Raw genomic sequence first — 17,538 nt, 5'->3', positions numbered from 1 at the left:
ACCGCCTCAGAACTATAACCTGTTCTAGTCTGATCCCCGTGGAGGTGTGATGTACGACGTGATCGTCGTCGGCAGCGGCGCGGCGGGCATGACAGCCGCGCTCCGCACCGCTCGACACGGCCTGCGGACCTTGATCATCGAGAAGGCCGCGCACTACGGCGGCTCGACCGCGCGGTCGGGCGGCGGCATCTGGGTGCCGAACAACGCCGTGGTCGCCGCCAACGGCATAGCCGACTCGCCGGAGCGGGCGAGCGAGTACCTCGCGCACATCGCGCCGGAGGTCCCGGCTGAGTTGCGGAAGGCGTTCCTGGACGCCGGACCGGCGATGCTGGCGTTCGTGGTCGCGCACACGCCGCTGAAGTTCCGCTGGGTCCGCGACTACTCCGACTACTACCCGGAGGCGCCCGGCGGGCAGCCGCGCGGCCGCTCGGTCGAGCCATTGCCGTTCAACACGAAACTGCTCGGCGAGGAGATCAAGGACCTCGAACCGCCGTACGTGCCGACGCCCGCGGGCATCGTGATCACCCAGACCGACTACAGGTGGCTGACGCTGATCGGACGGCACCCGCGCGGCATCGTGACCGCTGCCAAGGTCTTCGCCCGCCGGTTCCTGCCGGGCCGACGCCTGACCATGGGCCAGGCGCTGACGGCCGGGCTCAGGGCGGGTCTGAAGGCGCTCAACGTGGAGATCAGGCTCAACACCGCGATGACCGACCTGCACCACGAGAACGGCCGCGTCGCAGGCGTTCTCGTGGGCGACAAGGTCATCCTGGCGAACCACGTCGTACTGGCGTCCGGCGGGTTCGAGAACAACGAGCAGATGCGCAAGCGGCACCAGAACATCGGTACGGAGTGGACAGTCGGCGCGAAGGCCAACACCGGCGACGGCATCGAGGCCGGTCAACGCGCCGGTGCCGCCGTCGGGCTGATGGACGACGCCTGGTGGGGCCCTTCCGTCCCGTTGCCACGCGGGCCGTTCTTCCTGCTCGCCGAACGGTCGCTGCCTGGGTGCGTGCTGGTCGACAAGACCGGGCGCCGGTTCGTCAACGAGGCCGCGCCCTACATCGACGTGGTCAACGCGATGACCGGCGACACGTGGCTCGTCTTCGACCACTCCTACCGCGGCCGCTACCCGTTCTGCGGCATCCCGCCGCGCCGCCCGCTCCCCCGGCGCTGGAAGGACTCCGTCCTCACCGCGCCGAGCCTCGAGGAACTCGCCCAGGAGGCCGACCTGCCGGAGCTGATCGACACCGTCCGGCGGTTCAACACGCTCGCCGTCGACGGCAAGGACGCCGACTTCCACCGCGGCGACAGCGCGTACGACCGCTACTACGGCGATCCGCGCACCAAACCGAACCCGAACCTCGCGCCGCTGACCACCGGCCCGTTCTACGCGGTCAAGATCGTGCCCGGCGATCTCGGTACCAAGGGCGGCCTGCGCACCGACACCCGCGCGCGGGTGCTGCGCGAGGACGGTTCGGTGATCGAGGGCCTGTACGCGGCGGGCAACACCAGTGCCTCGGTCATGGGCCACACCTACGCGGGCGCGGGAGCCACCCTCGGACCGGCGATGACGTTCGGATATCTCGCCGGCCTCGACATCTCTGGAGGAAAGCGATGACGCAGGACGGTGTGCGGACGATCGACGCGGGCGCCCCGCCGGCACGGTTCGCGCGCGGCTGGCACTGCCTCGGCCTCGCGAGCAGCTTCCGTGACGGCAAACCCCACGCCATCGAGGCGTTCGGCACGAAGCTCGTGGTGTTCGCCTCGGAGGACGGCAGGATCAACGTGCTGGACGGGTACTGCCGGCACATGGGCGGCGACCTCACCCAGGGCACCATCAAGGGCAACAACATCGCCTGCCCGTTCCACGACTGGCGCTGGTCGGGCAACGGCAAGTGCGTCGACATCCCCTACGCCAAGCGGGTTCCGCTGCGGGCGCGCACGAGGTCGTGGATCACGCTCGAAGAGAACAAACAGCTCTTCGTGTGGAACGACCCGCAGGGCAACCCGCCGCCCGAGCACATCACCATCCCGCGCATCGAGTCGGCGTTCAGCGACGAGTGGAGCAACTGGACCTGGGACTCGGTGGTGATCGACAACGCGAACTGCCGCGAGATCATCGACAACGTCGTCGACATGGCCCACTTCTTCTACATCCACTTCGCGTTCCCCACGTACTTCAAGAACGTGATGGAGGGCCACGTCGCCTCGCAGTACCTGACGACGCGCGGCCGTCCGGACGTCGCGATGGGCTCGAACTACACCGGTGACGTCGAAGTGCGTTCGGAGGCCGCGTACCACGGGCCGTCGTACATGATCGACTACCTGTGGAACGACTACAAGGGCCTCGAGATCGAGACCGTGCTGATCAACTGCCACTACCCGATCTCGCCGACGTCGTTCAAGCTCCAGTGGGGCGCGATCGTGAAGAAGCTGCCCGGTGTGGACGACGAGCACGCGGACAAGATCGCGGCGAAGTTCGCGCGCGGCATCGGTGTCGGGTTCCTGCAGGACGTGGAGATCTGGCAGAACAAGTCGCGCATCGACAACCCGTTGCTGTGCGAGGAGGACGGGCCGGTCTACCAGCTGCGCCGCTGGTACGAGCAGTTCTACGTGGACGTCGAGGACGTGTCCGACGACATGGTGCGGCGCTTCGAGTTCGAGGTCGACACGAGCCGGGCGATCGAGGTGTGGGAGAAGGAGGTCGCCGAGAACCTCGCCCGGCAGGCGCCCCAAGAGCAGGCGACGTGAGCGAGCGCGACGAGTTCCTGGTCGGGGGCATGGTTCCGGTGGGCTGCGACTGCGGTAACCGGGTGCTGGTGAAGAAGAACAGCCCGCAGCACACTTCGGTGCAGTGGCTTTCGGACACCCGCGACTGCCCTGAGCTGTGCGGTGCCCGGCTCGCGTTGGTGCCGACCTGCCTGCGGTTGCGCGACAGCATCGAGAAGGCCGTGCGGGACGGGACGCTGGAGGTCGCCGATGGCTGAGGTGCACCGGCTGCGGGTCGACGAGGTGATCGAGGAGACCGCGGACGCGCGCTCGTTCGTGTTGTCGGGGGCGGACTTCTCGCCACGACCAGGCCAGTTCCTGACCGTCCGGGCGGGCGAGGTGGCCCGCTGCTACTCGCTGTCGAGCGCGCCCGGTGAGCCGTTGAAGATCACCGTCAAGCGCACGCCCGACGGGTACGGGTCGCTCTGGATGTGCTCCGAGTTGCAGGCGGGCATGAATCTGGACGTGCTCGCGCCGGCCGGGGTGTTCACGCCCTCGTCGCTCGACGGGTCGCTGCTCGCGTTCGCCGCCGGGAGTGGGATCACGCCCGTCATGTCGATCATCCGGGCCGTGCTGTCCGGCGGCTCCGGGCGGGTGTTCCTGTTCTACGCCAACCGGGACGAGGCGTCGGTGATCTTCGCGCGCGAGCTGGACTCCCTGGCGCGCGCCCACCCGGACCGGCTGACCGTCGTGCACTGGCTGGAGTCGGTGCAGGGCCTGCCTCACGGTTTGCGGGCGTTCGTCCGCCCTTGCGACGAGGCGTTCGTGTGCGGGCCGGCGCCGTTCATGGAGGCCGTGCGCAAGGCGTTGCACGACGTACCGGTGGTGCACGTCGAGAAGTTCGTGTCGTTGTCCAGCGATCCGTTCTCGTCGGAGGTCGTGCCGGTCGTCGACGACCGCCCGGACGCGGTGGTCGAGGTCGAGCTGGACGGCGAGCGGCACCGGTTCCCGTGGCCCGCGCGGACGAAGCTGCTCGACCTGTTGCTGGACAAGGGACTCGACGCGCCGTACTCGTGCCGCGAGGGTGCCTGCAGCGCGTGCGCGTGCCGGCTGGTCGAGGGCGAGGTGAAGATGCTCAACAACGACGTGCTCGACTCCGAGGACATCGCCGAGGGCATCGTGCTGGCGTGCCAGTCGGTTCCGGTCACCGACACCGTGAAGATCACCTACGAGTGAGGGACGCCTGATGCCGATCGATCCTTCCGTCGCCGTCGGGGCGGAGCTTCCCGAGGTCGAGTTCTCCTGGACCGAGTCCGACGTGCTGCTCTACCACCTGGCCCTCGGCGCGACCGAGCTCCGGTACGTCTACGAACAGGGCTTGCGGGTGCTGCCGACGTTCGGTGTCGTGGCGCCCCGCTTCCACGAGACCGCGCCGCCCGCCGTGTCGTTCCCCGGTGTCGACATCGACCTGGCCCGAGTGCTGCACGGCACCCAGGAGATCACCGTGCACGCACCCCTGCCTGTTGCGGGCGAAGCCGTGCTGCGGACGCGGATCGCGGACGTGTGGGACAAGGGCAAGGCCGCGGTGATCGTGCAGGAGGCCACTGCCGTGACGCCGGACGGGACCGCGCTGTTCACGACCCGGTCCAGCATCTTCGCCCGTGGGGAGGGCGGGTTCGGCGGCGATCGCGGACCGTCCGGCAAGGTCGAGGTGCCGTCACGGGAGCCGGACTTCGTGATCGAGACGCCGACCCTGCCGCAGCAGGCCTATCTCTACCGGCTCTGCGGTGACCGGAACCCGCTGCACGCCGATCCCGAGTTCGCACGGCGCGCGGGGTTCGACGCCCCGATCCTGCACGGACTGTGCACCTACGGGGTGGTGTGCCGGGCGGTGATCGACGCCGTGCTGGACGGACCGGAGCAGGTGGCGTCGTTCGGGGCGAAGTTCGCGGGCGTCGTGTTCCCCGGCGAGACGCTGACGACGCGGGTGTGGCGGGACGGGCCCCGGCTCGTGCTGACCACGGTCGCCGGGGACCGTCCCGTTCTCGCTGATGCCGCCCTAACCCTGACCGAGGACTAGGCCGCTGGTCGGGACGCCGGTGCCGGCGGTGACCAGGACGTGCTCGACGCCGCCGACCTGGTTCACCGCGGTGCCGCGGATCTGCCGCACTCCCTCGGCGATGCCGTTCATGCCGTGCAGGTAGGCCTCGCCGAGCTGGCCGCCGTGCGGGTTGAGCGGGAGCTTCCCGTCCAGTTCGAGCGCGCCGGACGCGACGAAGTCCTTGGCCTCGCCCCGGCCGCAGAAACCCAGTTCTTCCAGTTGCACCAGGACGAACGGGGTGAAGTGGTCGTAGAGCACGGCCACGTCGACGTCATCCGGACCGATACCCGACTTCTCCCACAGGCCGCGCGCCACCACACCCATCTCCGGGAGCCGGGTCAGGTCGTCCCGGTAGTAGCTCGTCATCGTGAACTGGTCGACGCCGCTGCCCTGGGTCGCCGCCTTCACGTGAGCAGGTTTCTGGCGCAGGTCCTTCGCACGATCTCGTGACGTGACCACGATCGCCACTCCGCCGTCGCTCTCCTGGCAGCAGTCGAGAAGCCGGAGCGGTTCGGCGATCCAGCGCGACGACTGGTGGTCGTCCAGGGTGATCGGCCGGTTGTGGAACCACGCGCGCGGGTTTGTGGCGGCGTGCTTGCGGTCGATCACCGCGATCCGGCCGAAGTCCTCGGACGTGGCGCCGTACTCGTGCATGTACCGGCGGGCGAACATGGCGACCATCGCGGCCGGCGTGCCCAGTCCCATCGGGTACGACCAGCTGTTGTCGATGTTGGCCGCGGCCGCCGTCTGGACCTGCCCGAACCGGTGTCCCGACCGTTCGTTGAAGGCCCGGTAGCACACGACGACCCTCGCCGCGCCGGTCTCGACGGCCATCGCGGCCTGCTGCACGGTCGCGCACGCCGCCCCACCGCCGTAGTGGACGCGGCTGAAGAACGTCAGCTCCGGGATGCCCAGCTCACGAGCGACCGCGATCTCGGCGTTGGTGTCCATGGTGAAGCTGACGAGGCCGTCCACATCGGACGGTTCAAGCCCGGCGTCCTCCAGCGCGGCTCGCACCGCCTCGGCGGCCAGTTGGAGCTCGCTGCGGCCGGAGTCCTTGGAGAAGTCCGTCGCGCCGATGCCGACGATCGCGGCGTTCACGCGGGCACCTCGATCTTCACGGTCCCGGTGACGTGGTCACCGTGCGCGGTCCGGCCTACGACCTCGATGGTCAGGTCCTGCTGCTCGCGTTCGACGACCTGGCCGAAGAACTTCAGCGTGTCGTAGGCGAAGCAGGGCGCGCCGAGCTTGATGTTCACCTGGCGCACCAACGCCTCCGGGCCCGCCCAGTCCGTGACGTAGCGCTGCACCAGGCCGGTCGTGGTGAGGATGTTGATGAAGATGTCCTTCGACCCGCGCTGGACCGCGAGGTCGCGGTCGTGGTGGACGTCCTGGAAGTCACGGGTGGCCAGCGCGGTGCTGATCACGAACGTCGGGGTGGCCTCCACGTGCCACTCCGGCAGGGAATCACCGATCCGCACGGGGCCTCCAGCTCGGCATCGTCAGCTCGTCGTCGACCTCGGTGAACACGACCTCGACCCGTTGCCCGACGCTGGGCTCGCCGTCGAACTCGCCCAGCATCCGCACGCCCTCGTCCAGTTCGACCAGGGCGATGACGAACGGGGTCTGCTTGCCCGGCACCTGCGGGTGGTGGTGCACGACGTAGCTGTAGATCACGCCGTGGCCCTCCGACACGAGGTACTTCGGTTTGGTGGCACCGCATTCCGGGCACATCGGGCCCGGTGGGTGCCGGAGCAGCCCGCAGCCACCGCAGCGCTGGATGCGCAGCTCGCCCTGCCGGGTGCCTTCCCAGAAGTACTCGGTGTCACGGTTGACCGAAGGCCGGATCGCCTGGGCCTTGGGAATTTCCTTCACAGGTTCGGGTTTCCGCGCGGGCCTGAACTTCAGCACCCGGAACCGCATCTCGGCCACGGCCTCGTCGCCGACCCACCACGTGCTGCGGGTCGTGACGAACCAGCCCTCGCCCAGCCCGGTCTTCTTCGGCCCGGTCACGTCCTCGAGGCTCGTCGTCACCGAGAGCTGTTCGCCGAGCTTGAGGTACCGGTGGTAGGTCTGGTCGCTGTTGGTCGCGACGACCGACGTGTACCCGGCCTCGTCCAGGACGGTCATCATCTGCCCGAGCGGGTCGTCGAGGGTGCGCTGGCCGCGCAGCCCGGCCATCGTCCACACCTGCACCATCGCGGGCGGCGCGACCTCGGTGTAACCGGGGTGGTCGTCACCGATGGCCTCCAGCCAGTTGTTGATCATCGGCAGGTTGACCGGGTCACGTGCCAGCCGCGGCGCGCACTCGCCCTGTTCGGCGATGCGGGCGGCCTCCTTCTCGATGTCGGTCATCGCACCACCCTCGGCAGGCCCAGCCCGATGTTCGCGATCAGCTCGCGCTGGATCTCCTGCACTCCCCCGCCGAACGTCAGCACGAGGTTGCGCCGCGCCTGGACATCCAGCCACTTCACGAGTTCCTGGGGTGCGCCGTGCCGTCCGACCAGCTCTTCCATCAGCCGCCCGATGTGCTGGGTCCGGTCGGCGGCGAAGACCTTGGTGGCACTGGCGTCCGCGACCTCGACCTCCCCACTGGCGACCTGCCAGTTGAGCAGTTCGTTCACGCGATGCACCGCACGTGCTTCGGCGAGTGCCCGTCGCACGTCCGGTTCGGCGAGGAGCCGGCGTTCCGCCGCCCAGCCGTGGACGCGTTCCACGAGGGCACCGAGCCGGCCGGACGGGCCGAGCATCACGCGTTCGTGGTTGAGCTGCGTGGTGATCAGTCGCCAGCCCTTGTTCTCCTCGCCGACCCGGCGTGCTTCGGGCACGCGAACGTCGTTGTAGTAGGTGGCGTTCACGTGGTGCGCGCCGTCGCACGTGATGATCGGCGTCCACGAGTAACCGGGGTCGGTGGTGTCGACGATCAGGATCGTGATGCCCTTGTGCCGCGAATCCGACGTTCCCGTGCGGCAGGCCAGCCACACGTAGTCCGCGTCGTGGCCTCCGGTCGTGAAAGTCTTCTGCCCGTTGACGACGTAGTGGTCGTCCTCGCGGACTGCCTTGGTGCGCAACGCGGCCAGGTCCGTGCCCGCGTCCGGTTCGGTGTAACCGATCGCGAAGTGCAGGTCACCGCTGAGGATCTTCGGCAGGAAGAAGTCCTTCTGCTCCTGCGTTCCGAACGACTGCAGCGTCGGGCCGACGGTCTGCAGCGTGACATACGGCAGCGGGACGTCCGCGCGGGCGGCCTCGTTGACGAAGATCTGCTGCTCGACCGGTCCGAAACCCAGCCCGCCGTACTCCTTCGGCCACCCGACGCCGAGCCTGCCGTCGCGCCCCAGCCGCCGGACCAGTTCGCGGTAGGTGGCGCCGTGCCGTTCGGTGAGCATCGCCTCGCGTTCGGCGTCGGACATGACGGTCGCGAAGTACTCGCGCAGTTCGTCGCGCAGCTTGCGCTGCTCCGCGGTGAGGTCAATGAACATCGATGGCCCCCAAGCGGTGCTCCACTCCGCCGACGAACCGCGTCAGCTCCTTGGCCATGCCGTAGTAGCGGTGCATGGGGTAGGTGATGTCGAGCCCGAGGCCGCCGTGCAGGTGGTGGCAGGTGTGCACGGCCGGCAGGGCCTCCGCCGCGAGCCAGTAGGCGGCGGTGTCGAGGTCGTCGTCGTCGAGGCTCCAGGCGGCGGTGAGCGCGGCCAGGTGCAGGGTGCGGGAGGCGATGTAGACGTCCGCGACCAGGCCGGCCGCGATCTGGAAGGTGGCCAGCGGTTTGCCGAACTGGTGGCGGGTGCCGACGTGCGTCACGGTGAGGTCGAGGGCTCCCGCCAGGACACCGTCCGCCATCGCGCAGGCCCCAGCCAGGGCGAACCTTCTGACACCCTCGGCCGCACCTTCCAGCAGTTCACCGCGAGCGCCTTCGAACGTCACCGTTCCGTCCGAAATGGACACACCGGGTCGCGCCGGATCGACGACGAACACGCCGTCGCTCGTGCTCACGAGGATCCGCTGGGCCTCGGCGGCGAACGGCACGTTGATCTTCGTGCCGAAGATGCCGTCACTGCCCGCTCTGGTCTCCGGTTCGGCGGGCAGCGGCCTGGACGGTTCACTCAACGCCGCCGTGAGCACCCCGTGCTGCTCGGTCACCAACGGCAGCAAGGCGTCCTGCTGTTCCTCCGTGCCGTACCGGACGATCGGCAACACGCCCAGCGCGAGCGTGGCCAACGCCGGCACGTCGACCGCCCGCCGTCCCACCTCGGTGAGCAGCACGGCCGTCTCCAGCACGCCGAGCCCGTCGCCACCGAGCCGTTCCGGAACGGCCAGGGCCAGCAACCCCGCCTCCCCCAACGCCTTCCAGGGGGTGTCGCTCTCCCTGCCCAGCACGTCGGCCGCCAATCGCGCGATCTCCTGCTGGGTCTCGTCGAGCTTGAAGTCCATCAAGGCTCCTAATTTCGCGGCAACTCCCGCTGGTGTCGTCGAGCTGGAGGTCCATCAAGGCTCACTGCGTCACATTTCCCTGGGTAGTCCGAGAATTCGCTCGCCTGCCAGGTTCATCAGCACCTGCGTCGTCCCGCCCGCGATGCTCAGGCACCGGGTCAGCAGGAACTCGTGGACCAGCTGGTTGTCCGTGGCGCCGTCCGGGCCGAGCAGCTCCACCGCGAACTCGGCGACGTCCTGCCGCTGCCGCACCCCGGCGAGCTTGCGCACGCTGGACTCCGCGCCCGGTTCCTGCCCGCTCAGCACCCGCAGGCTCGCCCGCAGGTCCAGCAGCGACACGGCCAAGCCCTGCGCCACCAACGCCCCCAGCCGTTCGGCGTGGCCGGGGGCCGCCGGGGACCTCAGGACGTTCTCCAGTGGCTCGCCGAGCGCGGAGCCCATCGCGACGCGTTCGTTGGCGAGCGTCGTGCGGGCCAGCCGCCAGCCGTCGTTCACCGCGCCGACCACGCAGTCGTCCGGCACGAACACGTCGTCGAGGAAGACCTCGTTGAACCGCGCGTCGCCGGTGATCTCGCGCAACGGCCGCACGTCGACGCCGGGTGAGCGCATGTCGACCAGGAAGTAGGTGATGCCCTTGTGCTTCGGGAGGCTGGAGTCCGTGCGGGCCAGGCAGATCGCCCAGTCGGCCTGGTGCGCGAGCGACGTCCACACCTTCTGCCCGGTGAGCTTCCAGCCGCCGTCGGCGCGGACTGCCTTGGTGCGCAACGAGGCCAGGTCCGAGCCGGCCTCGGGTTCGCTGAAGAGCTGGCACCAGGTCAGTTCGCCGCTCAACGTCGGTGGCACGAACCGTTCCCGCTGCTCCGGCGTGCCGTGGCGGAGGATCGTCGGTCCCGCCCAGCCACCGATGATCAGGTCGGGCCGGCGCACCCCGGCACGGGCGAACTCGCCGTCGATCACCATCTGCCGCGCCTGACCGGCGTCCTGCCCGTACGGCTTCGGCCAGTGCGGCACCAGGAACCCGCTGCTCGCCAGCCGTTCCCGTTGAGATGCTAGGTCGAGCTCGGCGATCTCCTCGGCGAACGCCCGTACCTCGGGATCCCGTTCGACCTCGACGTCGTAGGACCGGCGCGCCCCGGCCAGCGCCAGTTCGGCGACCCGGCGGCGCCAGAACGCGACGCCGCCCGCGAGTTGCTGCAACGCCAACGCCCGGCGCAGGTAGCGGTGCGCGTCGTGCTCCCAGGTGAAGCCGATGCCGCCGAGCACCTGGATGCAGTCCTTGGCGTTGCGCACGGCCGCGTCGAACGCCACCGCCCCCGCCACCGCCGCCGCCAGCGGGTGGTCATCCTCACCGACCGTCCGCGCCGCGTCCCACGCGACCGACGACGCCTGCTCCGCGCGGCACAGCATCTCCACGCAGAGATGCTTCACGGCCTGGAAGGACCCGATGACACGCCCGAACTGCTGACGCTGTTTCGCGTACTCCACAGCGGTGTTCAGGCACCAGGCGGCGACCCCGCTCGCCTCGGCGGCCATCAGCGTCACCGCGAGGTCGGTCGGGTCGGCCACGGCCTCCCCCGGTGCGTCGACCACAACCGAGCCCAGCGAACGTGAGTGGTCCACGGATTCCAGTGGTGCCACCGAGACCTGATCGGCCGGCACGAGCATCCACCTGTCCGTTCTGAGCAGCAGGTGCGTCGCTTCGGCCGCACCGACCACGTGCTGGGACGAGAACCCGAACCCGGCGATTCCGTCGAAATCGGGGCGCAGCACCGACACCAGCGCCGTGGGCAGCAACGGTCCCGGCACCAGGTTCTCGGCCGCCCGCTCCAGCATCACCGCGAGGTCGACGACCGTGCCGCCCTCTCTCGTCACCTCGAAGAACCCGACCTTGACGAGGTCGCCCCACTCCCCCTTGGCGGCGTCCACGCTGTCACGCAGCGCGCGTTGCTCCCCGGTCGTGGCGATCGGCATGCGGCCTCCTCACAGGACGTGAAGAAGTTTATAGAACGTGTTCTATTTCTGACAACAGATCATGGCTGCCAAACCGATCGAGTATGATGCGACGGCAGCTGCAACACGTTCCAGGAGGATCATCTCCGTGTCACCTTCGAAGTCGCGCACGGACGCGCTCATGGCGGGCGACGAGCTCAGCTCGGCCGCCCAGCGCGAGCGTCGCAAGCGGATCGTCGACGCGACCATCGCGCTGGCGTCCAAGGGCGGGTTCGACGCCGTCCAGATGCGCGCGGTGGCGGACAGGGCGGACGTCGCGCTGGGCACGTTGTACCGCTACTTCCCCTCGAAGGTCCACCTGCTCGTGTCGAGCCTCGCGGTGGAGCTGGAGCGCGCCCAGGAGAAGATGGACCGCACCACCGTCCCCGGCGACAGCTCCTACGAGCGCGTGCTGTTCGTGCTCGGCCGCATCACCAGGGGCCTGCAGCGCAACCCGCACCTGACCGAGGCGATGACGCGCGCGTTCACGTTCGCCGACGCCTCCGCGGGCGCCGAGATCGACCGCGTCTCGTTGCTCATGGAGAGCATGTTCACCAAGGCGATGAGCGACGACGCGCCGACCGAGGAGCAGAAGGCCATCGCCCGCGTGATCGGCGACGTGTGGCTGTCGAACCTGGTCGCCTGGGTCACCCGCCGCGCCACCGCGACCGACGTCGCGAACCGCCTCGAACTCACGGTCCGCCTGCTGCTCAAGTGAGTGGTCCCGCGGGATGACCCGCGAGTCACACCCCCGAACGATGCCGGCGCACGGCGTTCACCCCTACCGTCTGTCCTATGAAGACGCTCTTGGTCGTCCTCGCCGTGCTGGCCGTGGCCGGCGGTGGCACCGTCGCCCTGGTGAACCACTACGGCGGCTGGACGACGCTGACCGGCAAGGCCTGGGCCATCACCTACGAGGTGTCGGCCGAACCGGCCAAATCGCTCGTCGAGGTGACGTACACGGAGTCGCCCACCCGCTACCGCAAGCAGACGCCGCAGACCGTCACCACCGAGAAGCCGCTGCCGTGGGAGATCGCGATCGTCGTCAACGCCGGCGAGAAGGCCCAGGTCGCCGCCACGCCCAAGGGTGACGAGGTGCTGAGGTGCCGCATCCTGCTCGACGGGGTGAAGGAGCTCGCGACCTCGACCGGGAAGCCCGGTGAGAGGGTCACCTGCGAGACCGTGACCGCCACCTGACCAGAGGTGGCACCGCGATGATCGTCAGGACCACGATGACCAGGTAGACCCACCTCGGGTCGATCCCGAGCGCCCCGACGACGGCGCCCGCCGCGAACCCGAGCAGTACCAGGCCGAACACCGTCAGCACGAACTTCCAGCGTCGCCCCATCAGGCCCGCCCTTCCCCCAGCGCCGGCAACCTGGGTCAGGATCGGCCCGCGACACCGACGTCAAACCCGCCTGTAGGCCCACCTGATCACCAGCCGTGGTGTGCGAAAGCCGCCCAGTACACGGGATCCGCGAGTGAGGCCGCCCGCCCGCGCTCCGCCAGGTGCCTCGCCACCCCGGCGGGCACGACACGGCCAGGATCCAGCGCCCAGAGCTGCACCGCGCGCAACGCGTCACGAGGCCGCATGTTCCCGTTCACGAGGAAGTCGTAGAACACGCACATCAGCAACGCGGACTCGATGTCGTCGACCTTCCACTTCGTGCCGATGACACCGGTGCCGCCCGCCGCCACGTAGGCCGCGGCCAACGTCAAGGCCTCGTCGTGCAACCCAGCCGTCAGATCGCTCTCACAAGCAGCCAGCACGACAAGCCCGCCGGGCGTCCCGTTCCGGCGCTCGGCGTGACGCAACATCCGTTCGACGGACAGGTCCGCCCGGGCCAGGTGCAACGCCGACCGCGCGGGCGTCGCACCAGCACGAGCGTGGCATCCGAGGTGCTGCAACGAGGCTCCGCTCTCCGCCAGCAGCTCGTCAGGCGTCCCCGCGCCACGCCTCGGCACGCTCGGTCCCACCTGTCCGTAGAAGTGGCCGTGTGGAAAGAGTCCGTGCAGGAACTCCGCCTCGTACTGCACGCCGATCAGAGTGCCCGTGGGGTCGCTCACCACGACCGGTGACGCGCCCACCGGCTGCCGGTCGCGCCTCGCCAGCTCGCACAGCTGTCTGGCGGAAGCCGCATACGTGAAACCGGCCTCCCGCAGTGCCGACCGGCCTTCACCCGCGGCCGCGTGCCACGGCACCACACCCAGGGCGCCGGCCGGCACCAGCACGAACCAGGGTGGCTCCCCGGAAGCGCCACGCAGCAACGGTTCCACCGCCGCCTGCCAGGCCCACGCGCACAACGCGGGCAACGCTTCGCGTCGTTGCTGGTCGTCCATCGCGAGGTAGCGACCTACCTCGCTGTCCGGACCGTCGACGAGCAACGGCAGCAGAACCTCGATGACCGCGCCGTCCGCCGTGGTCACCAACGCCCTGCCGACGTGGTCGTTCTGGCCCGGCACCAGATGAACGAGCGAAACGAAATCGAGTGCTCTGAGCGCGTCGCCGATCTCCTCCGAGGACGGTGGTGCCATCACCTCGAGCTCATCGTCCAGCGCCGCCAAGACACGTCGTCGCACATCACTCGGCGTGGACCTCGCGGTCGCGGGTTCACGTTCCCACTCCTCCGCCAACTCGGGCCGCCCGGCGGCTTGCAGCCTCGCCTCGATCCCCGATGTCACCGTCGCGCTGTGGAGGACAAGACCACGTCCCCGCTCCACCGCCTCGACGGCCCTGCCCAGTTCTCCCAGCTCGGCGCACTGCAATGCCACCCGCTGGCCGCGAACGGCGGCGTCCGCTGCCTGCATGGCCGCGTGCCCGGCTTCGGACTGCACGAGGACGTTCCGCGCACGGAGCTCCATCGAGTTGAATCCGATCGCCACGGCAGCCTGCCCGTAGCCGTGTGAAGCGAGGTACCAGCACCGTTCCGCGAGAGCGTCCAGCACCCCGGTGGAGTGCTCGGGCAGCAGCGTGAGATCGATCTTGGCGCACTGGCGCAAGGCCTCGTCGATGTCGGCGGAGTTCAGGGTGGAGTCGAAGCGCTGGCGCCAGAGCAACACCAGGTCGGTCGCCACCGAAGTGCGATCAGCACCTGTGATCGCGGCGCCGTTCTGGATCTCCTCCAGCCTGTCGACTCCTTGGCGGAACTTCTCGAGATCACTGTTCAATAGCGCTGCCAAGGTCCACGCGGTCAGAGCGTTCGTGGCGACGAGAGGCGGGACAGAGCTGTCGCGGGCGAACTCCACAGCCACCGTCAGCACGTCGAACGCGGATCTCCGAATTTCCAGATCACCGGTGCGCTCCGCCTCCGACAGCAACGTCGTGGCGAGCATGACTCGATGTGACGCCTGCAACGTCGGGTTCCAGTCGCTCTTCTCGAGCACCGCCAGCTGTTCGAACGTCTCGGCCGAACTCTGGTCGAGAAGGCTTGCTCCGCGTGCTGCCACTTCCAACGGACGCAGCATGTACTCGAGGTCGTCCGAGCCGATGTCCTGAAGGAACGCGGACTCCCGAACCGCACGCAGATGACCCAGCGCTGATTCGAGGTCATGACGTTCGCCGTGCTCGTAGAACCGCGTGCTCAGCAGCATCCCGAGCATGAACAACGCGCGCCCGTGTTCGTAGGTGCCTTCCGCGGCCAGGCTCATCGCCTGCTCGCAGAGTCGCACCGCGGAACCGTAGAGGTCTACGCGGTCGTGCGCGATCTGGAACATCTGCAAGCCTGCGAGTTGAAGCAGGTAGCCGGCGCGGCGCTCTTCTGGGGTGTCCGCATCAGAGCTGGCTGTCGTGAGCGCGGCGACAGCGTTGTCCAACGGGATCGACGGGGAGTCGCCCTGCAGACGCAGGAGCGCCAACGCGTTCCCGTACAGACCCAGTGCGTCGACATGCCTCGGGTGATCCGGACCCGTCCTGCCGAAGTACTCGTCCAGCAACACGACCGCGCCCCGGCCCATGTCACGATCGTTCGCGTCCACGCCTGCGATCACCATCAAGGTGGCCTGCCTGAACAGCAGCTCGAGGTCCACACCATCCAGCTCGTCCGACTCGGCGACTGCCGCACGCGCGTCGCGTATCGCACGCAGCGCCGCAATCTGCTCCTGACCGTCCTCCTGCAGCTGGAAAGCCAGCAGGGCCACCGCGCAGAGCCAGTCCGCGCCAGGCTGCTCGTGGCGGATCAGCCAGTCGAACAGCGCTCTCGCGACCGCGCCGTCGGATTGTTCCCCCACGACGGTAGCGGCGAGGTTCTCCGGCACCACGACGTTCTCGGTCCGCACGGCCACGAGCAACGCCAGTGCCACGTCCTGCAACTCGCCCGACTGCTTCGGATCGCGCGTGAACTCTTGCAGCAGGGCGTCGGCTTCGGCAAGGTCGGCACGTCCGCGCAGAGCCAGCGAGGCCACCGCGATCGCACGATGCGGACGTGTCGACTCTGCCAACCGCCTGCCTTCGTCGTCGGCGTGAGCGACCAATTGGTCGCTCACGCGCACCACGCCTTCAGCGTCTCCCGCCAGCCAATGCGCCTCGACCAGCACGACACCGACACCTCGGCGAACCGGCTCGGCTGCGAACGCCGTCTGGAGGTACTCGACCAACGCAGTCAGTTCGGCGCGGTCTTCACGTGCACGACTGAGCCACAACTGTCCCCGCCGTGAAGCGATTTCTGCGGCGTACGCCTTCATCAGCGAGTCGTTTTCACACTCGTCCAGCCACCGCAACGCCTCCGCACGGGCGAGCGGCTCTTCGGACTCGGAGAAGCGCTTCTGCCAGAAGCAGGCGAGCTCGAACGCCACCGCCGGATCCTGCACCGCCACCACCTCGTAGAGCGAGGCCGCCTCGTCCAGGTCACGTGTGCTGGAAGCGTGTCCGGTACCGGCGCGGTAGGACTTCAGTCTGGCCAGGCCCACCACGGCCTGGGCGTGGAACTTCTCGCTGTCGCTGCTGAACAGGGCGAAGCTGCGGTTGAGCCAGTCCTCGGCCTCGTCCAGGAGCTCGGGCGCCGGGCTCTCCCCCGCAGCCTCCGCACAGCGGAACTGTTCGTGGAGAGCCTGCCCGAGCAGCGAGAACACCCAGCCGCGGTCTGCCTCGGTGTCATACTCCCGCGCTACCAGCTCACGCAGTTCCCGGACGCACTCGGCGAGGTGCAGGCGCCCTTCGAGGTCGGGCCCGAGGGTGTGCCGAGCCCAGAGCAGTTTCGCGAGGCCGGTCCGGAACCTGACGGCGTCCCAGTACCCGATCACCAGCCGGGTCTCCGCGATGGCGGCATCCACCTCACGGATGTCTCTGTGCATCAACGCCCGGCCCTGGTGCCACTTCGAACGGAGGTGGTGCGACCACAGCCATTCGAACTCCGGCGCGACGGTCCGCTCCTCGATGCGGTCGAGGAGTTCTCCAGCCTCGGCGAGCTTCGCCAGAACGACGGTCTCGCCCTCGTCCTGGCCGGCGTCCGCCGAGCTGATCAGCAGGTCCACCCGCTCGAACAACCAGTCGAAGTGCTCGCTCTCGTCCTCCACCAGGCCCTCGCCTCCACCGCTTCGACCAGACCAGATCACTCGACGCTACGGACGGTGTGGTGCGCCTCCCGGCCACGACAGGCAGCTGTCCTGTTTCTGTCCGAATATTCCCGGTCACGTCGAGGCAGAATGACCTTCTACAGATCAGGAAGTGGTGCTCGTGGCTTTGCGGCACATCATCGACGCGCTCGTCGAGGACTGGGATCGGGTCGTCGATCTGCTGGGTCCGGACGGGCGGACCGACCTGCGCGCGTTGATCGGCAAGTTGCATGGCGCCGCTACGTCCGAGGAGAGGACGCGGATCGCACTGGCGCTCACGCGGATGCTCGGCGAGTGGTTGCCCTACGACGACCCCGTCTTCGCCAAGGCCGATCTGCGATACACGAGCACCAGCGACGAGAACGCGCTGGACCAGGTGCTGATCTCGTTGTCCGGCAACCCGCTGCGATACGGACGCCCGCGCAACGCCAAGGAACGGATCCTCACCCACCGCTGGGAGTCGGCGGCTGAGCTACGCGAACAGGGGCGCGAACCGGACGCATTCGGTGTCATCAAGCTCCACCGCGACGACGGCAGTGCGTCGGTACCGCTGTTCCAGTTCGACGAGTCGGGTGCACCGCTGGAGGTCGTGTTGCGGGTGAACCGGTTGCTGCGCGCGCACGACGACCCTTGGGGTGCTGCCGACTGGTGGTTCAGCGTCAACGCGTGGCTCGAGGAGCCTCCGTTCGAGCTGATCGGGCGAACACCGGACGACCGGCTGGTGGCCGCCGCTATCGCGCTCGTGGAGGGCTGAA

The 17,538-nt window shown here is 68.7% G+C and carries 16 protein-coding genes; 8 read left to right on the top strand and 8 right to left on the bottom strand.

What is annotated here, in order from left to right; translation table 11 throughout:
* Positions 1 to 49: 49 nt before the first annotated feature.
* From IEY88_RS03550 to chsH3, 5 genes are read left to right on the top strand one after another with little or no spacing between them, the layout of a single operon-like run.
* The gene (locus IEY88_RS03550; RefSeq protein ID WP_189153062.1) at positions 50 to 1,621 is read left to right on the top strand and encodes an FAD-dependent oxidoreductase; all 1,572 of its coding nucleotides are present in this window, start codon (positions 50 to 52) and stop codon (positions 1,619 to 1,621) included.
* Entirely contained in the window at positions 1,618 to 2,754 is a 1,137-nt protein-coding gene (locus tag IEY88_RS03545; protein WP_189153061.1) for a 3-ketosteroid-9-alpha-monooxygenase, oxygenase component, read from the top strand. Before IEY88_RS03550 ends, IEY88_RS03545 begins: the two co-directional genes overlap by 4 nt.
* Positions 2,751 to 2,990: a hypothetical protein gene (locus IEY88_RS03540; RefSeq protein WP_444543317.1), complete on the top strand. Its 240-nt coding sequence runs from the start codon at positions 2,751 to 2,753 to the stop codon at positions 2,988 to 2,990. Before IEY88_RS03545 ends, IEY88_RS03540 begins: the two co-directional genes overlap by 4 nt.
* On the top strand, positions 2,983 to 3,948 hold the full coding sequence (locus IEY88_RS03535; protein WP_189153060.1) for a ferredoxin--NADP reductase: 966 nt from the start codon (positions 2,983 to 2,985) through the stop codon (positions 3,946 to 3,948). Before IEY88_RS03540 ends, IEY88_RS03535 begins: the two co-directional genes overlap by 8 nt.
* 10 nt (positions 3,949 to 3,958) lie before the next feature.
* Entirely contained in the window at positions 3,959 to 4,792 is an 834-nt protein-coding gene (chsH3, locus tag IEY88_RS03530; RefSeq protein WP_189153059.1) for an enoyl-CoA hydratase ChsH3, read from the top strand.
* Here the strand turns inward: chsH3 and IEY88_RS03525 are convergent.
* The 6 genes from IEY88_RS03525 to IEY88_RS03500 form a co-directional block, all read right to left on the bottom strand.
* Complete coding sequence (locus IEY88_RS03525; protein ID WP_189153058.1) at positions 4,772 to 5,914, bottom strand: lipid-transfer protein; 1,143 nt, start codon at positions 5,912 to 5,914, stop codon at positions 4,772 to 4,774. The genes chsH3 and IEY88_RS03525 overlap by 21 nt on opposite strands.
* Positions 5,911 to 6,294 carry a MaoC family dehydratase gene (locus IEY88_RS03520; protein WP_090063336.1) on the bottom strand — a complete coding sequence of 128 codons (384 nt, stop codon included), beginning with the start codon at positions 6,292 to 6,294 and terminating at the stop codon, positions 5,911 to 5,913. The genes IEY88_RS03525 and IEY88_RS03520 overlap by 4 nt, the downstream gene beginning before the upstream one ends.
* Positions 6,281 to 7,168 (bottom strand): Zn-ribbon domain-containing OB-fold protein, encoded by an 888-nt coding sequence (locus IEY88_RS03515; RefSeq protein WP_189153057.1) that lies wholly within the window; start codon positions 7,166 to 7,168, stop codon positions 6,281 to 6,283. Before IEY88_RS03515 ends, IEY88_RS03520 begins: the two co-directional genes overlap by 14 nt.
* The gene (locus tag IEY88_RS03510; RefSeq protein WP_189153056.1) at positions 7,165 to 8,292 is read right to left on the bottom strand and encodes an acyl-CoA dehydrogenase family protein; all 1,128 of its coding nucleotides are present in this window, start codon (positions 8,290 to 8,292) and stop codon (positions 7,165 to 7,167) included. The genes IEY88_RS03515 and IEY88_RS03510 overlap by 4 nt, the downstream gene beginning before the upstream one ends.
* A complete protein-coding gene (locus IEY88_RS03505; RefSeq protein WP_189153055.1) occupies positions 8,282 to 9,244 on the bottom strand; it encodes an acyl-CoA dehydrogenase family protein in 963 nt (320 codons plus the stop codon). The genes IEY88_RS03510 and IEY88_RS03505 overlap by 11 nt, the downstream gene beginning before the upstream one ends.
* A 69-nt stretch (positions 9,245 to 9,313) precedes the next feature.
* Entirely contained in the window at positions 9,314 to 11,215 is a 1,902-nt protein-coding gene (locus IEY88_RS03500) for an acyl-CoA dehydrogenase family protein (protein ID WP_189153054.1), read from the bottom strand.
* A 160-nt stretch (positions 11,216 to 11,375) separates the two neighbouring features.
* Between IEY88_RS03500 and kstR the strand changes: the two genes are divergently transcribed.
* Both kstR and IEY88_RS03490 read left to right on the top strand, forming a co-directional pair.
* A complete protein-coding gene (kstR, locus tag IEY88_RS03495; RefSeq protein ID WP_229693123.1) occupies positions 11,376 to 11,951 on the top strand; it encodes a cholesterol catabolism transcriptional regulator KstR in 576 nt (191 codons plus the stop codon).
* A gap of 77 nt (positions 11,952 to 12,028) precedes the next feature.
* Positions 12,029 to 12,430 carry a hypothetical protein gene (locus IEY88_RS03490; protein ID WP_189153052.1) on the top strand — a complete coding sequence of 134 codons (402 nt, stop codon included), beginning with the start codon at positions 12,029 to 12,031 and terminating at the stop codon, positions 12,428 to 12,430.
* Here IEY88_RS03490 and IEY88_RS03485 read toward each other — a convergent pair.
* A complete protein-coding gene (locus IEY88_RS03485) occupies positions 12,402 to 12,581 on the bottom strand; it encodes a hypothetical protein (protein ID WP_189153051.1) in 180 nt (59 codons plus the stop codon). The two genes, IEY88_RS03490 and IEY88_RS03485, sit on opposite strands and share 29 nt — an antisense overlap.
* Before the next feature lie 86 nt (positions 12,582 to 12,667).
* Positions 12,668 to 16,744 (bottom strand): CHAT domain-containing protein, encoded by a 4,077-nt coding sequence (locus IEY88_RS03480; protein WP_189153050.1) that lies wholly within the window; start codon positions 16,742 to 16,744, stop codon positions 12,668 to 12,670.
* 151 nt (positions 16,745 to 16,895) lie between these two features.
* On the opposite strand from IEY88_RS03480, the gene IEY88_RS03475 reads away from it, so the two are divergent.
* Positions 16,896 to 17,537 carry a hypothetical protein gene (locus IEY88_RS03475; protein ID WP_189153049.1) on the top strand — a complete coding sequence of 214 codons (642 nt, stop codon included), beginning with the start codon at positions 16,896 to 16,898 and terminating at the stop codon, positions 17,535 to 17,537.
* Position 17,538 lies beyond the last annotated feature (1 nt).

Origin of the sequence: Lentzea pudingi (genome assembly GCF_014646255.1) — a bacterium.
GTDB lineage: Bacteria > Actinomycetota > Actinomycetes > Mycobacteriales > Pseudonocardiaceae > Lentzea > Lentzea pudingi.
Note: the sequence above shows the minus strand (reverse complement) of the source record. Positions and strands in the feature narration are given on the sequence as shown.